This is a genomic window from Peribacillus frigoritolerans (genome assembly GCF_001636405.1).
GTDB lineage: Bacteria > Bacillota > Bacilli > Bacillales > DSM-1321 > Peribacillus > Peribacillus frigoritolerans.
The window spans coordinates 4,016,987-4,032,616 of sequence record NZ_KV440950.1 but is presented as its reverse complement, the minus strand read 5'-3'; the positions used below and the strand labels follow the sequence as shown (position 1 = coordinate 4,032,616).

The following is a 15,630-nucleotide window of genomic DNA, read 5'->3' as shown; positions in this document are numbered from 1 at the left end:
ATGAGCGTTTATATTAATAAAGATACGAAAGTGATCGTTCAGGGAATCACTGGTGCAACAGCATTATTTCATACAAAACAAATGTTGGAATACGGCACGAAAATCGTAGGGGGAGTCACTCCGGGTAAAGGTGGAACAGAAGTGGAAGGGGTACCTGTATACAATACAGTTTCCGAAGCTGTCACTGAAACCGGCGCGAGTGCATCTGTTATCTATGTACCGGCACCATTTGCTGCCGATGCAATTCTTGAAGCCGTAGACGCAGAACTTGATCTTGCCATTTGTATCACGGAACATATTCCTGTACTGGATATGGTCAAGGTGAAGCGCTACATGGAAGGCAAAAAAACTCGCTTGATCGGACCGAACTGCCCGGGTGTCATTACTCCTGAAGAGTGTAAGATTGGTATCATGCCAGGGTATATCCACAAAAAAGGCCATGTAGGCGTAGTTTCCCGTTCTGGAACTTTGACATATGAAGCTGTTCACCAATTATCACAAGCAGGCATCGGGCAATCTTCGGCTGTCGGTATCGGTGGAGATCCCGTTAACGGAACGGATTTCATTGATGTATTAAAAGCGTTCAATGAAGATCCGGAAACACATGCGGTGATCATGATCGGGGAAATCGGCGGAACGGCAGAAGAAGAAGCGGCAATCTGGGTGAAGGAAAATATGACTAAGCCAGTTGTTGGTTTCATTGGTGGCCGTACGGCTCCTGCCGGTAAACGCATGGGACATGCTGGTGCCATTATCTCAGGAGGAAAAGGGACGGCTGACGAGAAAATCCGCGTCATGAACGAATGTGGAATTAAAGTTGCCGAAACTCCATCCGTAATGGGAGAAACATTGATTTCCGTTTTAAAAGAAAAAGATATTTACGAACCTTGTAAAACACATTGATTTAAGCTGGGCCGACCTTTTTTTGGGTCGGTCTTTATTTCCTCGAATTTCCTCGGGAGAGACCAAGTGCATCACTATCAACCTACCTTTAAAAATATCCGATTAGGGGCGTTTCCGATTGAATAAAAAAGAAAAGTTAATCCATCTCCATCATTGCCGCGGAGCAGGATGGAAAACAATCCAAGCAATCATGTCCAAAGACCCATCATTATCTTCCCTGTTCACGACGAATTACGTTGAATGGGCAAAAATGCTCCCTATCCCTTCAAATAAGCTTAACCTCTTTCTCAAAGATTTACATTCACTCCATTCCATCGAAAAACTTAAAAAATACGAAGATAGCCAAATCCATTGTTTGACGATCTTCGATAATGAATATCCTTTTTTGCTAAAGCAAATATTCGATCCTCCGTGGGTTCTTTATTTTAAAGGTGATAAGAAGCTTTTAACAAGGAAGAATACCCTAGGTGTTGTTGGAACACGCAAGCCAACCTCGTATGGGCTGGAGGCCTTAAAAACGATTCTATTACCGCTTGTAAAGAAAAAGTTCGTGATCATAAGCGGAATGGCGGCTGGAATCGATGCAGAGTCACATAAGATCACATTAAGGGAAGGCGGAGATACGATCGGGGTTTTAGGCGGAGGGCTTAAGCAAATATATCCGAAATCCAATTTTACCCTTGCTGAAGAAATCATGAATAAAGGCCTGCTTATATCTGAGACTCCACCGGAAGTGAAGGCGGAACCATGGATGTTTCCACTTAGGAATCGAATCATCAGTGGATTATCACAGGGCGTATTCGTGGTGGAGGCAAAAGAAAGAAGCGGTTCCCTTATTACGGCACAAGCTGCTTTGGAACACGGCAGGGAAGTATTTGCGCTTCCTGGTAATGTTACGAGCCCTGAATCACTGGGTACCAATCAATTGATATATGATGGTGCCAAACTTGTTTTTAGCTCCAGGCAGATCGAGGAAGAGTTTTGAACAATATAATATAGAAGATAGACGGAGAATCAAACGGGAAAATTGAAAAAATAGGTGCTTTTTTTGAAGGGTGGGTTGAATTATTAGACAAAAAGGTTGAAAATATTGTAAAACTGTTATAAGTTTTGCAAATGGCACCTCTTGTAAAAAAACTAGAAATAAATGAATCAGCATGCTTTGAAAAATAAAGAGGTGTTGACAAATGATTTTTGAATGATTAATAATAGTGAAGATTTATATTACCTCTTTGAGGAGGATTTATTGGATGTCAGAATACTTAGTGATTGTGGAATCGCCCGCAAAGGCGAAAACAATAGAACGTTACTTGGGAAAAAAATATAAAGTAAAGGCTTCCATGGGGCATGTACGCGATTTGCCTAAAAGTCAAATGGGTGTCGATGTTGAACATGAATATGAACCTAAATATATAACTATCCGCGGCAAAGGCCCGGTTTTAAAAGAATTGAAAACCGCTGCAAAAAAAGCGAAAAAAATCTATCTCGCGGCTGACCCCGACAGGGAAGGGGAAGCGATTGCCTGGCATTTGGCTCACAGTCTTGATGTTGACGTTAACTCAGATTGCCGCGTGGTATTCAACGAGATCACGAAAGAGGCTATCAAGGAATCATTTAAATCGCCTAGGCCAATAAATATGAAATTGGTTGATGCACAGCAGGCAAGAAGGGTCTTGGACCGTTTGGTCGGATACAATATAAGCCCGTTATTGTGGAAAAAGGTGAAAAAAGGCTTAAGCGCGGGACGGGTCCAATCGGTTGCTGTACGGATGATCATTGACCGGGAGAAGGAGATCAAAGATTTTATTCCGGAAGAGTATTGGACAATCAAGGCTGATTTTGTAAAAGGGAAAGAACAGTTTGAAGGTTCTTTCTTCAGCCTTGGCGGCGAGAAGAAGGAATTAAATACCGAAGAGGACGTCAAAAAAGTGCTCGCTTCTTTAAATGGCGGCGAATTTACGATAGGAGCTGTGGCTAAAAAGGAAAGAAGGCGCAATCCAGCAGCACCTTTTACAACTTCTTCCCTGCAACAGGAAGCGGCACGTAAATTGAATTTCCGTGCGAAGAAAACCATGATGCTTGCTCAGCAGCTTTATGAAGGAATCGAACTTGGCAAGGAAGGTACAGTCGGGTTAATCACTTATATGAGAACCGATTCGACCCGTATTTCAGATAGTGCCAAAGAGGAAGTCCATACGTTCATTCAAAATAATTATGGTAAAGAATATGTTCAGGTCGAGCAGCGCAAGGAGAAAAAACAAACTAATGCCCAGGACGCGCATGAGGCGGTCAGGCCAACAAGCACATTACGTGAACCGGGTGTAGTCAAGGAGTTCTTATCCAGAGATCAATTCCGTCTTTATAAATTGATTTGGGAACGATTCGTTTCCAGTCAAATGTCTTCGGCGGTCATGGATACGATGAGCATCGACCTGCATAACGGGGATGTCATCTTCAGGGCTAATGGTTCAAAAATTAAATTTCCGGGTTTCATGAAGGTATATGTTGAAGGATCCGATGACTCAGTGGAAGAAAAGGAAAATGCACTTCCGGATGTGAAAAAAGGAGATCAATTCTTTTCAAAAGATATCGAGCCGAAGCAGCATTTTACACAGCCTCCGCCCCGATATACTGAAGCCCGTCTGGTCAAGACCCTAGAGGAACTGGGAATAGGCCGTCCGTCTACATATGCGCCTACCTTGGATACGATTCAAAAACGGGGCTATGTTACCTTGGATAATAAACGGTTCATCCCGACAGAGCTTGGTGAGATCGTTCTCGAATTGATACGCGAATTCTTCCCGGATATTCTCGATGCAGAGTTCACTGCCAAGATGGAACAGGAATTTGACAGCGTTGAGGAAGGCAATATTGAATGGATTAAGGTCATCGATGAATTTTATAAAGAATTTGCCATTCATTTGGCCAAGGCCGAAGTCGAGATGGAGAAAATTGAAATCAAAGATGAACCTGCAGGTGAAGATTGCGTGGAGTGCGGACATGGGATGGTCTTTAAGATGGGACGTTATGGAAAGTTCATGGCATGCAGTAATTTCCCGGATTGCCGTAACACAAAACCAATCGTCAAGGAAATCGGGGTCAAATGCCCAAAATGTAAAGAAGGAAATATCATTGAAAGGAAAAGTAAAAAACGCCGCATATTTTACGGGTGTGATACCTACCCTGGATGTGACTTCATATCTTGGGATAAACCGCTGCCGCGGAGTTGTCCAAAATGTGAAGGTACACTTGTTGAGAAAAAACTCAAAAAAGGAGTCCAGGTCCAGTGCATGGATTGTGATTTTAAAGAAATGCCCCAAGCATAGAAAAGGCCGTGAAATCGTTTACTTTCCTTGTGAACGATTGAAAAACCCTAAATATAAATGGACTCGGCATCTGCCGGGTTTCTTTATGTTCAGGGAAGTATGATATCATGGTGATATGTGGATTTACTTCAAAGAAGAAAATGGATAAAGCTTGAAACTTTTTTATTTAGGCCATGTGATGTAAAATTCAGTGGACAAGTACATTCTTTTAAAGATATAATTCCTATTTGCGTCCGTTACCCTTTTAGTAAATAAGGATGGCATATCTTTAAAATAAATCGTTAGCAGGAATGAGTATTTCGGGTATAAATACATAGATATCGTTAAAAATGAAACTTCTGGAAAGCAGTTTTAATGATAAATGATCCTGTCTTATCATATCTATACATGGAGGTTCGAAAAATGAAAGAAACAAAAGTAAGTGTAATCGGTGCTGGGCTTGCTGGAAGTGAAGCGGCGTGGCAGTTAGCTAAAAGAGGAATTAAAGTCGATCTATACGAAATGCGCCCTGTAAAACAAACGCCAGCCCATCATACCGATAAATTCGCTGAACTTGTTTGTTCCAATTCACTTCGGGCAAATACGTTAACAAATGCAGTTGGTGTATTAAAAGAAGAAATGCGTATACTGGATTCGGTCATCATGTCCGCAGCGGATGCTTGTGCTGTACCGGCTGGCGGTGCATTAGCTGTTGATCGTCATGAATTTGCCGGTCTTGTTACGGAAAGGGTCAAAAATCATCCAAATGTGACGGTCATTAATGAAGAAGTGACGGAAATTCCGGAAGGTCCTACCGTCATTGCAACCGGTCCGCTTACAAGTCAGTCACTATCTGATAGCTTAAAGCAAATCATGGATGAAGAATACTTGTACTTTTACGATGCTGCCGCACCAATTCTTGAAAAAGACAGCATCAATATGGATAAAGTATATTTGAAATCCCGTTATGATAAAGGGGAAGCGGCTTATTTGAACTGTCCGATGACGGAAGAAGAGTTTGACCGCTTTTATGATGCATTGATTGCTGCTGAAACAGTCCCGCTTAAAGAATTCGAAAAAGAAATCTTTTTTGAAGGCTGCATGCCGATTGAAGTGATGGCATCACGTGGGAAGAAAACGATGTTATTTGGTCCATTGAAGCCTGTTGGCCTAGAAGATCCAAAAACGGGAAAACGCCCTTTTGCTGTAGTTCAATTGCGTCAGGATGATGCGGCGGGAACACTTTACAATATTGTTGGTTTTCAGACACATTTGAAATGGGGGCCGCAAAAAGAAGTATTGCAGCTCATACCTGGATTGGAAAATGCTGAAATTGTACGTTATGGGGTCATGCATAGAAACACTTTCATAAACTCACCTAATGTTTTGAAGCCAACGTACCAATTCAAGAATCGCGATGATTTATTCTTTGCCGGTCAGATGACTGGAGTTGAAGGGTATGTTGAATCGGCTGCGTCGGGACTTGTAGCAGGTATCAATGCTGCAAGGATCGTCGAAGGTTTGGAGCCTATCATTTTCCCTGCGGAGACGACGATGGGCAGCATGGCAAGGTACATAACTTCGACTAATGGTAAGAGCTTCCAGCCGATGAATGCCAACTTTGGATTGCTTCCAGACCTTGAAGTGAGAATCAAATCCAAAAAAGATCGGAACGAAACACATGCTAAACGCGCTTTGGACACAATTCAGAACTTTGTGAAAAATTTGTAAAATATTTGCCTGCTGTTTTAAAGTATGATACTATTTATTAGCCTTTGCGAGGTGTTTCCATGATTAATCAAAAAAAGGCATTATCATCCTTCATCGAATATTTACAAATTGAAAAAAACAGTTCGCATTACACCGTTGAAAATTACAAACGTGATATTCACGAATTTTTTCTGTTCCTTAATGAACAGGGGATTGAGGACATCACGTCCGTTGAATATCTTGATGTCCGGTTATATTTAACGAATTTATATGAGAAAAAACTTTCTAAGCGCACTGTTGCAAGAAAAACTTCTTGCTTGCGGAGCCTTTATAAATTTTTACTGCGTGAAGGTGATGTGAAGGATAACCCTTTTTCCCTTGCTTCTTTGCCTAAAAAGGATCAAAGACTGCCACGGTTTCTTTATGAGAAGGAAATGGATCAGTTGTTTTCTTCTTTAAAGAAAGATTCACCGATAGGAATAAGGAACAATGCCTTACTGGAATTATTGTATGCTACAGGCATTCGCGTAAGTGAATGTTGTGATATTAAACTGCAGGATATCGATCTTTCCTTAGGGACGGTACTGATCCATGGAAAAGGAAAAAAGGATCGCTACGTTCCGGTTGGTAGATATGCACAGGAAGCGATAGATTTATACATACGTACAGCCAGGATGGAATTGACTTCGTCTGACGCCAAGGCGCATGTTTATTTATTTGTTAATTTTCGTGGAGACCCTCTGACACCTAGGGGAGTTCGCTATATATTGAATGAATTGATTAAAAAGTCAGCCGCAGATGGAAGTCTTCATCCCCACATGCTAAGGCATTCGTTTGCTACACACCTATTGAATAATGGGGCGGACATTCGCACGGTTCAGGAATTGCTTGGTCATTCTAAAATTTCATCAACGCAAGTGTATACGCATGTTACAAAAGACCAATTGAAAAAAGTCTACAATGCATCACATCCGCGGCCTTAAATGTTGAAAGGGGACACTTTATGACAACGATATTCGCAGTGCATCATAAAGGTGAATGTGCCATGTCCGGTGATGGGCAGGTTACTTTAGGAAATTCAGTAGTGATGAAGCATACAGCGAGGAAAGTGAGAAAAATCTTTAATGGTAATGTTCTTGCAGGTTTTGCTGGTTCCGTTGCAGATGCATTCACTTTATTTGAGATGTTCGAAGCCAAACTAGAAGAGTATAATGGCAATCTTCAGCGTGCTGCCGTCGAAATGGCAAAGCAATGGAGAAGTGACAATGTATTGAGAAAGCTGGAAGCAATGTTAGTCGTGATGGATAAGGACCATTTGCTGCTCGTCTCTGGTACCGGGGAAGTAATTGAACCGGATGACGGGATTCTCGCCATAGGATCGGGAGGGAATTATGCACTGGCTGCCGGCAGGGCATTGATGCGGTTTTCCAGTGACCATTTATCGGCAAAGGAAATCGCTCAATCATCTTTACAAATTGCAGCGGAAATTTGTGTATTTACGAATACGAATATAATCGTGGAAGAGTTGTAAGGAGGAGCGCAAATGTCAAAAAAAGCTAATTTAACACCGAGGCAAATCGTTGAAAAACTGGATCAGTATATCGTTGGGCAGCGTGAAGCAAAACGGGCAGTGGCAGTGGCTCTTCGGAATCGCTACCGACGTTCCCTTCTCTCGGATCAACTTCGTGATGAAGTCGTTCCGAAGAATATATTAATGATTGGACCGACAGGTGTTGGGAAAACAGAAATAGCTCGGAGAATGGCTAAATTGGTAGGTGCTCCTTTTGTAAAAGTTGAAGCAACAAAATTTACGGAAGTCGGGTATGTCGGCCGTGATGTAGAGTCCATGGTTCGTGATTTGGTTGAGACTTCCGTCCGCCTCGTGAAGGAAGAAAAGATGGCCAGCGTAAAGGAACGGGCAGAAGAAAATGCAAATCGCCGCCTAATAGAGTTAATAGTGCCATCAACAAAAAAACAGAGTAATTTCAAGAATCCTCTTGAAGTCTTTTTTGGAGGCAATAACAATCAAGACGAACAGGACCCGGAAGAAAATTCCGAAGATTTAAGTTTGCAGGAAAAAAGAAAAATCGTCGCTGAAAAGCTGGCTAATGGTGAGCTGGAAAGTGAAATGATAACGGTCGAAGTGGAAGAACAGACTGCTTCGATGTTTGATATGCTCCAAGGTTCGGGAATGGAACAAATGGGGATGAACATGCAGGATGCTTTAGGAAGCTTGATGCCGAAAAAAAGCAAGAAGCGCAAATTGAAAGTAAGTGAAGCGAGAACCGTTTTAACAAATGAAGAAGCGGCAAAATTGATTGATATGGATGAAGTAACTTCAGATGCAGTATACGGGGCTGAGCAAAATGGGATCATCTTCATAGATGAAATAGACAAAATTGCGAGTAAGCAATCTGGAAGTTCATCAGCGGATGTATCAAGAGAGGGTGTCCAAAGGGATATCCTGCCAATAGTTGAAGGTTCTACAGTAGTGACTAAATATGGTTCAGTTAAAACGGATCATGTCCTATTCATTGCTGCAGGGGCCTTTCATATGGCTAAGCCATCCGACCTAATCCCGGAATTACAAGGTAGATTCCCAATTCGTGTAGAATTGAACAAGCTGACTGTAGACGACTTTGTACGGATTCTGCATGAACCGGATAATGCCTTGTTAAAACAATATGTTGCTTTATTGGAAACTGAAGGTATAGAAATTGAATTTTCTGACGATGCTGTTCGTAAGATAGCAGAAGTGGCCTTCGAAGTAAATCAAAACACAGACAATATTGGTGCTAGAAGACTTCATACCATTTTGGAACGGTTGCTTGAAGACTTATCTTTTGAAGCTCCGGAAATAACGATGGAGAAGATTACAATTACACCCCAATATGTCGAAGGTAAGCTTGGTTCTATCGCCCGGAACAAAGATTTAAGCCAGTTTATCCTTTAATAAGAAACAATTTTGGCAATAATTTGCCTACGCAATGAACATAAAATTACGGAAATACAACTTCATAGTTATTGTGAACCATGGTATTTTTAGGAGGAACAAATCAAATGAACTTATTAGCAAAAACAAGAAAAATCAATGCAATGCTCCAAAAAGCAGCAGGTAAAGCAGTTAACTTCAAGGAAATGGCTGAGAGTTTAAGTGAAGTTATCGAAGCAAATGTATTCGTCGTCAGCCGCCGCGGGAAATTACTTGGCATCGCGGTAAGTCAGCAAATTGAAAACGAACGCATGTACAAAATGTTGGAAGATAAACAATTCCCTGAAGAGTACACAAAAAACCTGTTCAATATTCCTGAAACCTCTTCGAACCTTGATATCGAAAGCGAATATACTGCTTTCCCAGTCGAAAACAAGGAACTTTTCGCAACTGGATTAACAACGATCGTACCGATTATGGGTGGTGGAGAACGTTTAGGAACATTGGTTCTTGCCCGTTTACAGGAAAAATTTCACGATGATGATTTAATTTTAGCTGAATATGGTGCGACTGTAGTCGGTATGGAAATCCTTCGTGAAAAATCAGAAGAGATAGAAGAGGAAGCTCGTAGTAAAGCTGTCGTTCAAATGGCGATTTCCTCGTTATCTTACAGTGAATTGGAAGCAATAGAGCACATCTTTGAGGAACTTAAAGGTAATGAGGGTCTGCTTGTAGCATCAAAAATTGCGGACCGTGTCGGCATCACCCGTTCCGTTATCGTAAATGCCCTGAGGAAATTGGAAAGTGCAGGGGTCATTGAATCACGCTCTCTTGGAATGAAAGGTACTTATATCAAGGTATTGAACGATAAATTCCTTCTTGAATTAGAGAAGCTTAAAAATAATTAACATATAGAAAGGCAGTCCTTGAAAAAGGGCTGCCTTTTTTTGATATTTGGATGTGTTACTTGTCCGGGACAAGCAGGCAAATGCGGTGAAGGGCAGGGGGAGAAAGGAAAAAGAGGTAATTCGGTTAAAATTGAAATGGTGAATATAGGCATGTTTTCCATTAGAAGCGGGATATAGTTAAATATTTCTTATAAAGGGTAATTATATTATTATAACTGTCGAAATGGTGTAAATGAACGATAGGATAACTTCTTGGTTCTTAAAAGACTATCGATAACGGTTTTCAGCCATTAGGGAAATTTGTCGAATGGTTCAACACTTTGATAAAAACGTTTTTTTTCAAAAAAGAAAAAATGCAGTAAATTGTTTCTTTCTTATAAATCCTTTATTTAAAAGGGTTAAATTGACTAAAATAAAATAATTATTTGCAAGTAAATGTGAAAAATAGTTCTAAAGTATCAGGTATATGGGTTGGTTTTTCGATATGATATAAAAGTTAACAGAAGTAAAATTTGGTTAAAATGTAGAATATCATATTAAAATGTAAGATTACGTAATATTAACCCTATAATGATACTGAGAAAAAAGACAAATTTAAGCAATATTTGACAATTTTCGACGTTGATAGGTCTAAAGTCCATGTGTTGTTTATGGGCATAGTTATAATGTTTCTTTAAAATTAAAACGTAAATCCGCTGGGTTAATTTATTGGTAAAGTAATTATCTGTTAATTATAGAAAGAGGTGATCGATGTGGAATTATTTTCGAATACTTTTCAATCACTAGAAAATGCCAAATGCCCTTTCTCCTTTTCGATTCTGAAGCCGATGTATCCAAAGCCATCATGGACATTGCTTCTAGATATGCAAATCATTCATTTGGGGAAGAATTGACTTTGCAAAAAAGCCGTTTCCTCCAAAATATGAAGAGATATTTTTTGGGAAAGTAGGTCTTCTTCTATGGATAAAGTAAAAGTGCTGATAGTGGACGATTCTGCATTTATGAAAAAGTTAATCTCAGAGTTTTTAGCAGAAGATAGCAGGATGGAAGTCATCGGGACTGCCAGGAATGGAATAGATGCCATAGAAAAAATAAAGGCTTTAAAACCCGATGTCGTGACTTTGAATCTGGAAATGCCGATTATGGACGGGTTGGAAGCATTAAATCGGATCATGAATGAATGTCCAACCGCTGTAGTCATTTTATCAAGCACAACAAAAAAAGGAACGGAAAATACATTTGCCGCCATGAACAGCGGAGCCTTTGATTTTGTGGCTAAACCTTCGGGAGCCATTTCATTGGACTTACATAAAATCAAGAAAGAACTCCATGAAAAAGTTATGGTTGCCAGCAGGGCAAATGTTCACAAACTAGAAAAAAATGCGAGAAATATTGAAAGAAGCCCATCTGTTTGGGGAAAATATAGTAAAATAGATTCAATGTTATCGCCAATAAACGAAAAAAATCGAATAAAATGGGCCTATGGATATGAAAAAATAATAGTCATCGGTACATCAACAGGAGGCCCGAGAGCTCTGCAGACTGTCTTGACAGGACTCCCAGAAGACATTGATGCTCCTATACTCATTGTCCAGCATATGCCCCACGGTTTCACAAAATCCTTGGCAACACGCCTGAATTCGTTATGCAAGATTAAAGTGAAGGAAGCTGAAGAGGGGGAACTGATTCAAAAAGGTGTCGCCTACATCGCACCTGGAGGTTATCACTTGAAAGTGAGGAAAGTCGGAATGAGCTGGGCAATCCTTTTGGATCAATCCGAATTGCGTAATGGACATCGCCCGTCGGTTAATGTGCTAATTGAATCGGTGAGTGAAATGAATGATTATGCGAAAATAGCCGTTATCATGACCGGAATGGGGATGGATGGGTCAAAGGGGCTTACCAAGCTTAAACAAAAGGGTCCTTTAAAAGCGATAGCCGAATCACAGGTGACTTCAATCGTTTTTGGTATGCCTAAGGCGGCAATCAATACCAAGTTAATAGATAGCATAGAGGATGTAGAAAAAATAGCTAGAGTGGTAATAAGCTATTGTTAACACGTGGAGGTATGAGATTGTATGGATATGAATCAGTATTTAGAGGTATTTATTGAGGAAAGTAAAGAACATCTTCAAACATGCAGCGAACAGTTGCTGGTACTCGAAAAGAACCCGGAAGACCTCTCGATAGTAAACGAAATCTTTCGTTCCGCCCATACCTTAAAAGGGATGTCGGCAACTATGGGTTATGAGGATCTAGCCAATTTAACTCATAAAATGGAGAATGTCTTGGATGCGATCCGAAACAGTCAAATCGTTCTTTCGCCTGAATTGTTTGACGTGATATTTTTAGCGGTAGATGATTTAGAAGCGATGGTCATGTCCATTGCTGAAGGTGGAGATGGAAAAAGAAATGTGAAGGATGTTGTCCATCAGCTGGAAATGATTGAAAAAGGGGAGTCGCCCTTTTCTTCCACCATTGCAGAGATTGCAGCAGCTTCTGCCGTCCTAGAAAAGAAGGAAGTGATTGCGGGAGAGTACGATGAATGTGAATGAACAGTAATTCAACAGTCCAAAGATCAAGGTTTCAATAGCTTCGAAATTTCGATAGGGTTGCGTGAGGACTGTCTTTTAAAAGCGGCCATGGTGTTTATGGTTTTCGAAGTGCTTGAAAAGTTAGGTGAAGTAATCAAGTCACACCCACCCGTCGAACTTTTGGAAGGAGAGCAATTCGATCAGCAATGTATGATAACTATGGTAACAACTGTCGTGTGTCGGTGTTGTGATTTATGGTGAAAAAAAAGAAATTGCAGGTTTGGCCCATATCATGCTTCCAGACTCTTCACTCGCAAAATCGGGACAGATCAACGTTGCCAAATTTGCAGATACGGCGATAAAGGAATTAGTGCAGGTATTAGTCAAAGAAGGCGCAAGAATGCCATTCCTCAAAGCGAAGCTGGCTGGAGGAGCACAAATGTTTCAATTTGCCTCCGGAGGGGATTTAATGAGAATCGGACCCCGGAATGTGGAAGCTGTCCGGAAAGAGTTATCTGACTTGCGGATTAGAATCGTTGCCGAAGATGTTGGCGGGAATAGCGGAAGAACGGTTGAATTCAATTTAAATGATTGTCTGCTAAATATACGGACCGTTACAAAAGGGACTAAAAACATATAGGCTCGGAGTTGGCTTTTGAAAAGCCAAAAATATGACAGGTACATTTGCAACCGAATCATTATTGCATGTATGGCTTTAAGGGCCGTATTGATCACAAATCGTATAACAATGTTAGGAGGATGTCCAATGTCTCATCTGACCATCGGAGAAGAGCAGTTATGTTGGAAAAATTGGGTGGATTGCAGAGATCCGCTAGCCGGGGACATTTTGGTAAAGAAATACATACCTCTCGTATCGTACCATGTTCAACGTATTTCAGTAAGTCTTCCTAAAAATGTGAGCCGGGATGATATAAGGAGTTTAGGGATGATGGGGTTATTCGATGCCCTGGAACGTTTTGATACGAAGCGTGACCTCAAGTTTGACACATATGCATCATTTAGAATTCGTGGTGCCATTTTAGATGGATTAAGAAAAGAGGATTGGCTTCCACGGAGTGCAAGAGATAAAGCCAAGAAAATTGAATCTGCAATAGAGAAGCTGGAGCAGCAATACATGAGGAACCTTTCGCCAACTGAGATTGCCGCTGAATTGAATATTCCGGAAGATGAAGTATATGCTGCATTAAATGAGAATTTCTTTGCCAATGTACTATCGATGGATGAAAATCCCCAAGAGGACGATAAAGAAAGCGCGAATTTTCATATTAAAGATGAAAAGGCGGATTTACCTGAGGAACATGTGTTAAGGGACGAACTGTATGAGGAATTAGCCAAAGTCATTGAAACCCTAAATGAAAAAGAACAGTTGGTTTTACAGCTTTTTTATAAAGAAGAACTGACGTTAACCGAAATCGGACAAGTGATGAGTCTATCTACGTCACGGATATCCCAAATTCACTCGAAAGCGATTTATAAATTAAGGAACACGATGCAAGATCAAAAGATTTAATGAAGATACTTTCATTGAAGAGGGCTATGGAGTCTGGAAGGCATAAGGGATTCCTATTGAACGAAGAAAGCCCTGTAAATCAACTTGATAGAATTTTTACGGATTCTTGCATCAATAAATGTTTTGAAATCACAGAATGTTCGAACTGTACTTTGTCAAGAAGAGGATAGGGAAAGTAATCAAGAAAAAACAACAGTGAAAAAAGATCCCCATCCGTTTAATGGTAACAGGATTGACTATTCCGGTTAATTAGGAGGCAGTATGTCAGCATTTTTTATATTTCTGTTGTTTGTATTGAACATATTCACCATTTTTGCCATCATCGTTTTATATCTTCGCCAAAATCGTTTAAGCATGTTGGAAAAAGACCAAAAAGCCGTCATTGGAGAAATGGAACAACTTTTGTCTGGTTATTTAATGGAGATGAAAGAGGATAACGAGACACTGGTAAAGGCAATCAACAATTCGGTGGCCATGAATCCCGAGCATGGACAAAAAGGACAAGAACATAGTTCAATCAAAGAAACAAAGAAAGAAAAACAAGAACAAAACATTCTGCTAGAGTATAAAGCGGGAAGTCGTGCCGCCGCTAAAAGGCAGGCAATTAACGCTTATAAAATAATGCCTGAAAAAAATGAGGCCAATGCTTTACCCGTAAAAGTCGAGGACAAATTGGAACTTGCATCGGCAGCCACTTCCCCTCAAAATCAAGGGAATCCGGCTGTCAAGGAATTTTCGGACATGCTGCAGGCTTCGTTAAATGAACGGTCATTAAATGAAAAAGTGGATATGTTAGCGGATCAAGGACATTCAATAGAGGAAATCGCCAAAAAGTTAGGTCGCGGTCGAACGGAGATAGAGCTATTACTAAAGTTTCGCATGAATAGATAAACTTATCACTTGATTGTGCAGAGTCATTATGATATATTATGAAATGGTGTTAATACACACGCCCCGTGATTCTTGCAGATGGTGCTGTTACGACAGTTTCTGTATGAAAATGATCGGTGCGGAGGAAAAACAAAACCATTTAGGAGGAACTAAAATGTCAGTCATTTCTATGAAACAATTGCTTGAAGCTGGTGTGCATTTCGGACACCAAACACGTCGCTGGAACCCAAAAATGAAGAAATATATCTTCACTGAGCGTAACGGCATCTACATCATCGACCTTCAAAAAACAGTTAAAAAGGTTGAAGAAGCTTATAACTTCGTGAAGGAACTAGCTGCTAACGGCGGTACTGTTCTATTCGTCGGAACTAAAAAACAAGCTCAAGAATCTGTTAAAGAAGAAGCTATCCGTTCTGGTATGTACTATGTAAACCAACGTTGGTTAGGCGGAACTTTAACAAACTTTGAAACAATCCAAAAACGTATCGCTCGTCTTAAAGATATCGAAAAAATGGAAGAAAACGGAACTTTCGAAGTCCTTCCTAAAAAAGAAGTTATCCAACTTAAAAAAGAATGGGATCGCTTAGAGAAATTCTTAGGCGGTATTAAAGATATGAAGACTCTTCCAGATGCGATCTTCGTTATCGACCCACGCAAAGAGCGTATTGCTGTTGCGGAAGCACACAAATTACACATTCCACTTGTTGGTATCGTTGATACAAACTGTGATCCGGATGAAATCGATGTAGTTATTCCTGCGAATGACGATGCAATCCGTGCTGTTAAATTATTAACAGGTAAAATGGCAGATGCTATCTTAGAAGCTAAACAAGGCGAAGAAACAGCAACTGAAACAACTACTGCTTAATAAGTAAAAAAGGTTGCTTATTCAGTAAGAAAAAAGGTGATAAGAGGA

General features: G+C 40.4%; 12 protein-coding genes and 2 pseudogenes. All 14 read left to right on the top strand.

The window, feature by feature from the left end; genetic code table 11:
- Complete coding sequence (sucD, locus tag A6755_RS18970) at positions 1-903, top strand: succinate--CoA ligase subunit alpha (protein WP_034313677.1); 903 nt, start codon at positions 1-3, stop codon at positions 901-903.
- 118 nt (positions 904-1,021) lie between these two features.
- On the top strand, positions 1,022-1,888 hold the full coding sequence (gene dprA / locus A6755_RS18965; RefSeq protein WP_063591662.1) for a DNA-processing protein DprA: 867 nt from the start codon (positions 1,022-1,024) through the stop codon (positions 1,886-1,888).
- 265 nt (positions 1,889-2,153) lie between these two features.
- Positions 2,154-4,229 carry a type I DNA topoisomerase gene (topA, locus tag A6755_RS18960; protein WP_034313673.1) on the top strand — a complete coding sequence of 692 codons (2,076 nt, stop codon included), beginning with the start codon at positions 2,154-2,156 and terminating at the stop codon, positions 4,227-4,229.
- 402 nt (positions 4,230-4,631) lie between these two features.
- Positions 4,632-5,939: an FADH(2)-oxidizing methylenetetrahydrofolate--tRNA-(uracil(54)-C(5))-methyltransferase TrmFO gene (gene trmFO / locus A6755_RS18955; protein ID WP_063591661.1), complete on the top strand. Its 1,308-nt coding sequence runs from the start codon at positions 4,632-4,634 to the stop codon at positions 5,937-5,939.
- Between the two features lie 59 nt (positions 5,940-5,998).
- Positions 5,999-6,901, top strand: coding sequence for a tyrosine recombinase XerC (gene xerC, locus A6755_RS18950; RefSeq protein ID WP_063591660.1), 903 nt, complete (start codon positions 5,999-6,001; stop codon positions 6,899-6,901).
- A gap of 20 nt (positions 6,902-6,921) precedes the next feature.
- Complete coding sequence (gene hslV / locus A6755_RS18945) at positions 6,922-7,449, top strand: HslVU peptidase proteolytic subunit (RefSeq protein WP_034313662.1); 528 nt, start codon at positions 6,922-6,924, stop codon at positions 7,447-7,449.
- Between the two features lie 12 nt (positions 7,450-7,461).
- Complete coding sequence (gene hslU, locus A6755_RS18940) at positions 7,462-8,871, top strand: ATP-dependent protease ATPase subunit HslU (protein WP_063591659.1); 1,410 nt, start codon at positions 7,462-7,464, stop codon at positions 8,869-8,871.
- A gap of 107 nt (positions 8,872-8,978) precedes the next feature.
- Positions 8,979-9,758, top strand: coding sequence for a GTP-sensing pleiotropic transcriptional regulator CodY (gene codY / locus A6755_RS18935; protein ID WP_057278408.1), 780 nt, complete (start codon positions 8,979-8,981; stop codon positions 9,756-9,758).
- Between the two features lie 959 nt (positions 9,759-10,717).
- Positions 10,718-11,815 (top strand): protein-glutamate methylesterase/protein-glutamine glutaminase, encoded by a 1,098-nt coding sequence (locus A6755_RS18930; protein WP_063591658.1) that lies wholly within the window; start codon positions 10,718-10,720, stop codon positions 11,813-11,815.
- Positions 11,816-11,836: 21 nt separating this feature from the next.
- Positions 11,837-12,520: pseudogene (locus A6755_RS18925) on the top strand (Hpt domain-containing protein); the annotation flags it as partial.
- Positions 12,521-12,524: 4 nt separating this feature from the next.
- A pseudogene (locus A6755_RS18920) lies at positions 12,525-12,932 on the top strand (chemotaxis protein CheD); the annotation flags it as partial.
- A gap of 126 nt (positions 12,933-13,058) precedes the next feature.
- Positions 13,059-13,823, top strand: coding sequence for a FliA/WhiG family RNA polymerase sigma factor (locus A6755_RS18915; RefSeq protein ID WP_063591656.1), 765 nt, complete (start codon positions 13,059-13,061; stop codon positions 13,821-13,823).
- Positions 13,824-14,084: 261 nt separating this feature from the next.
- Positions 14,085-14,714 (top strand): hypothetical protein, encoded by a 630-nt coding sequence (locus A6755_RS18910; RefSeq protein ID WP_063591655.1) that lies wholly within the window; start codon positions 14,085-14,087, stop codon positions 14,712-14,714.
- Positions 14,715-14,868: 154 nt separating this feature from the next.
- The gene (gene rpsB / locus A6755_RS18905; RefSeq protein WP_034313644.1) at positions 14,869-15,582 is read left to right on the top strand and encodes a 30S ribosomal protein S2; all 714 of its coding nucleotides are present in this window, start codon (positions 14,869-14,871) and stop codon (positions 15,580-15,582) included.
- Positions 15,583-15,630 lie beyond the last annotated feature (48 nt).

Coding starts and splice junctions, on each gene's coding strand:
- sucD (WP_034313677.1), top strand. CDS start 1: ATGAGCGTTTATATTAATAAAGATACGAAAGTGATCGTTCAGGGAATC.
- topA (WP_034313673.1), top strand. CDS start 2,154: ATGTCAGAATACTTAGTGATTGTGGAATCGCCCGCAAAGGCGAAAACA.
- trmFO (WP_063591661.1), top strand. CDS start 4,632: ATGAAAGAAACAAAAGTAAGTGTAATCGGTGCTGGGCTTGCTGGAAGT.
- xerC (WP_063591660.1), top strand. CDS start 5,999: ATGATTAATCAAAAAAAGGCATTATCATCCTTCATCGAATATTTACAA.
- hslV (WP_034313662.1), top strand. CDS start 6,922: ATGACAACGATATTCGCAGTGCATCATAAAGGTGAATGTGCCATGTCC.
- hslU (WP_063591659.1), top strand. CDS start 7,462: ATGTCAAAAAAAGCTAATTTAACACCGAGGCAAATCGTTGAAAAACTG.
- codY (WP_057278408.1), top strand. CDS start 8,979: ATGAACTTATTAGCAAAAACAAGAAAAATCAATGCAATGCTCCAAAAA.
- A6755_RS18930 (WP_063591658.1), top strand. CDS start 10,718: ATGGATAAAGTAAAAGTGCTGATAGTGGACGATTCTGCATTTATGAAA.
- A6755_RS18915 (WP_063591656.1), top strand. CDS start 13,059: ATGTCTCATCTGACCATCGGAGAAGAGCAGTTATGTTGGAAAAATTGG.
- A6755_RS18910 (WP_063591655.1), top strand. CDS start 14,085: ATGTCAGCATTTTTTATATTTCTGTTGTTTGTATTGAACATATTCACC.
- rpsB (WP_034313644.1), top strand. CDS start 14,869: ATGTCAGTCATTTCTATGAAACAATTGCTTGAAGCTGGTGTGCATTTC.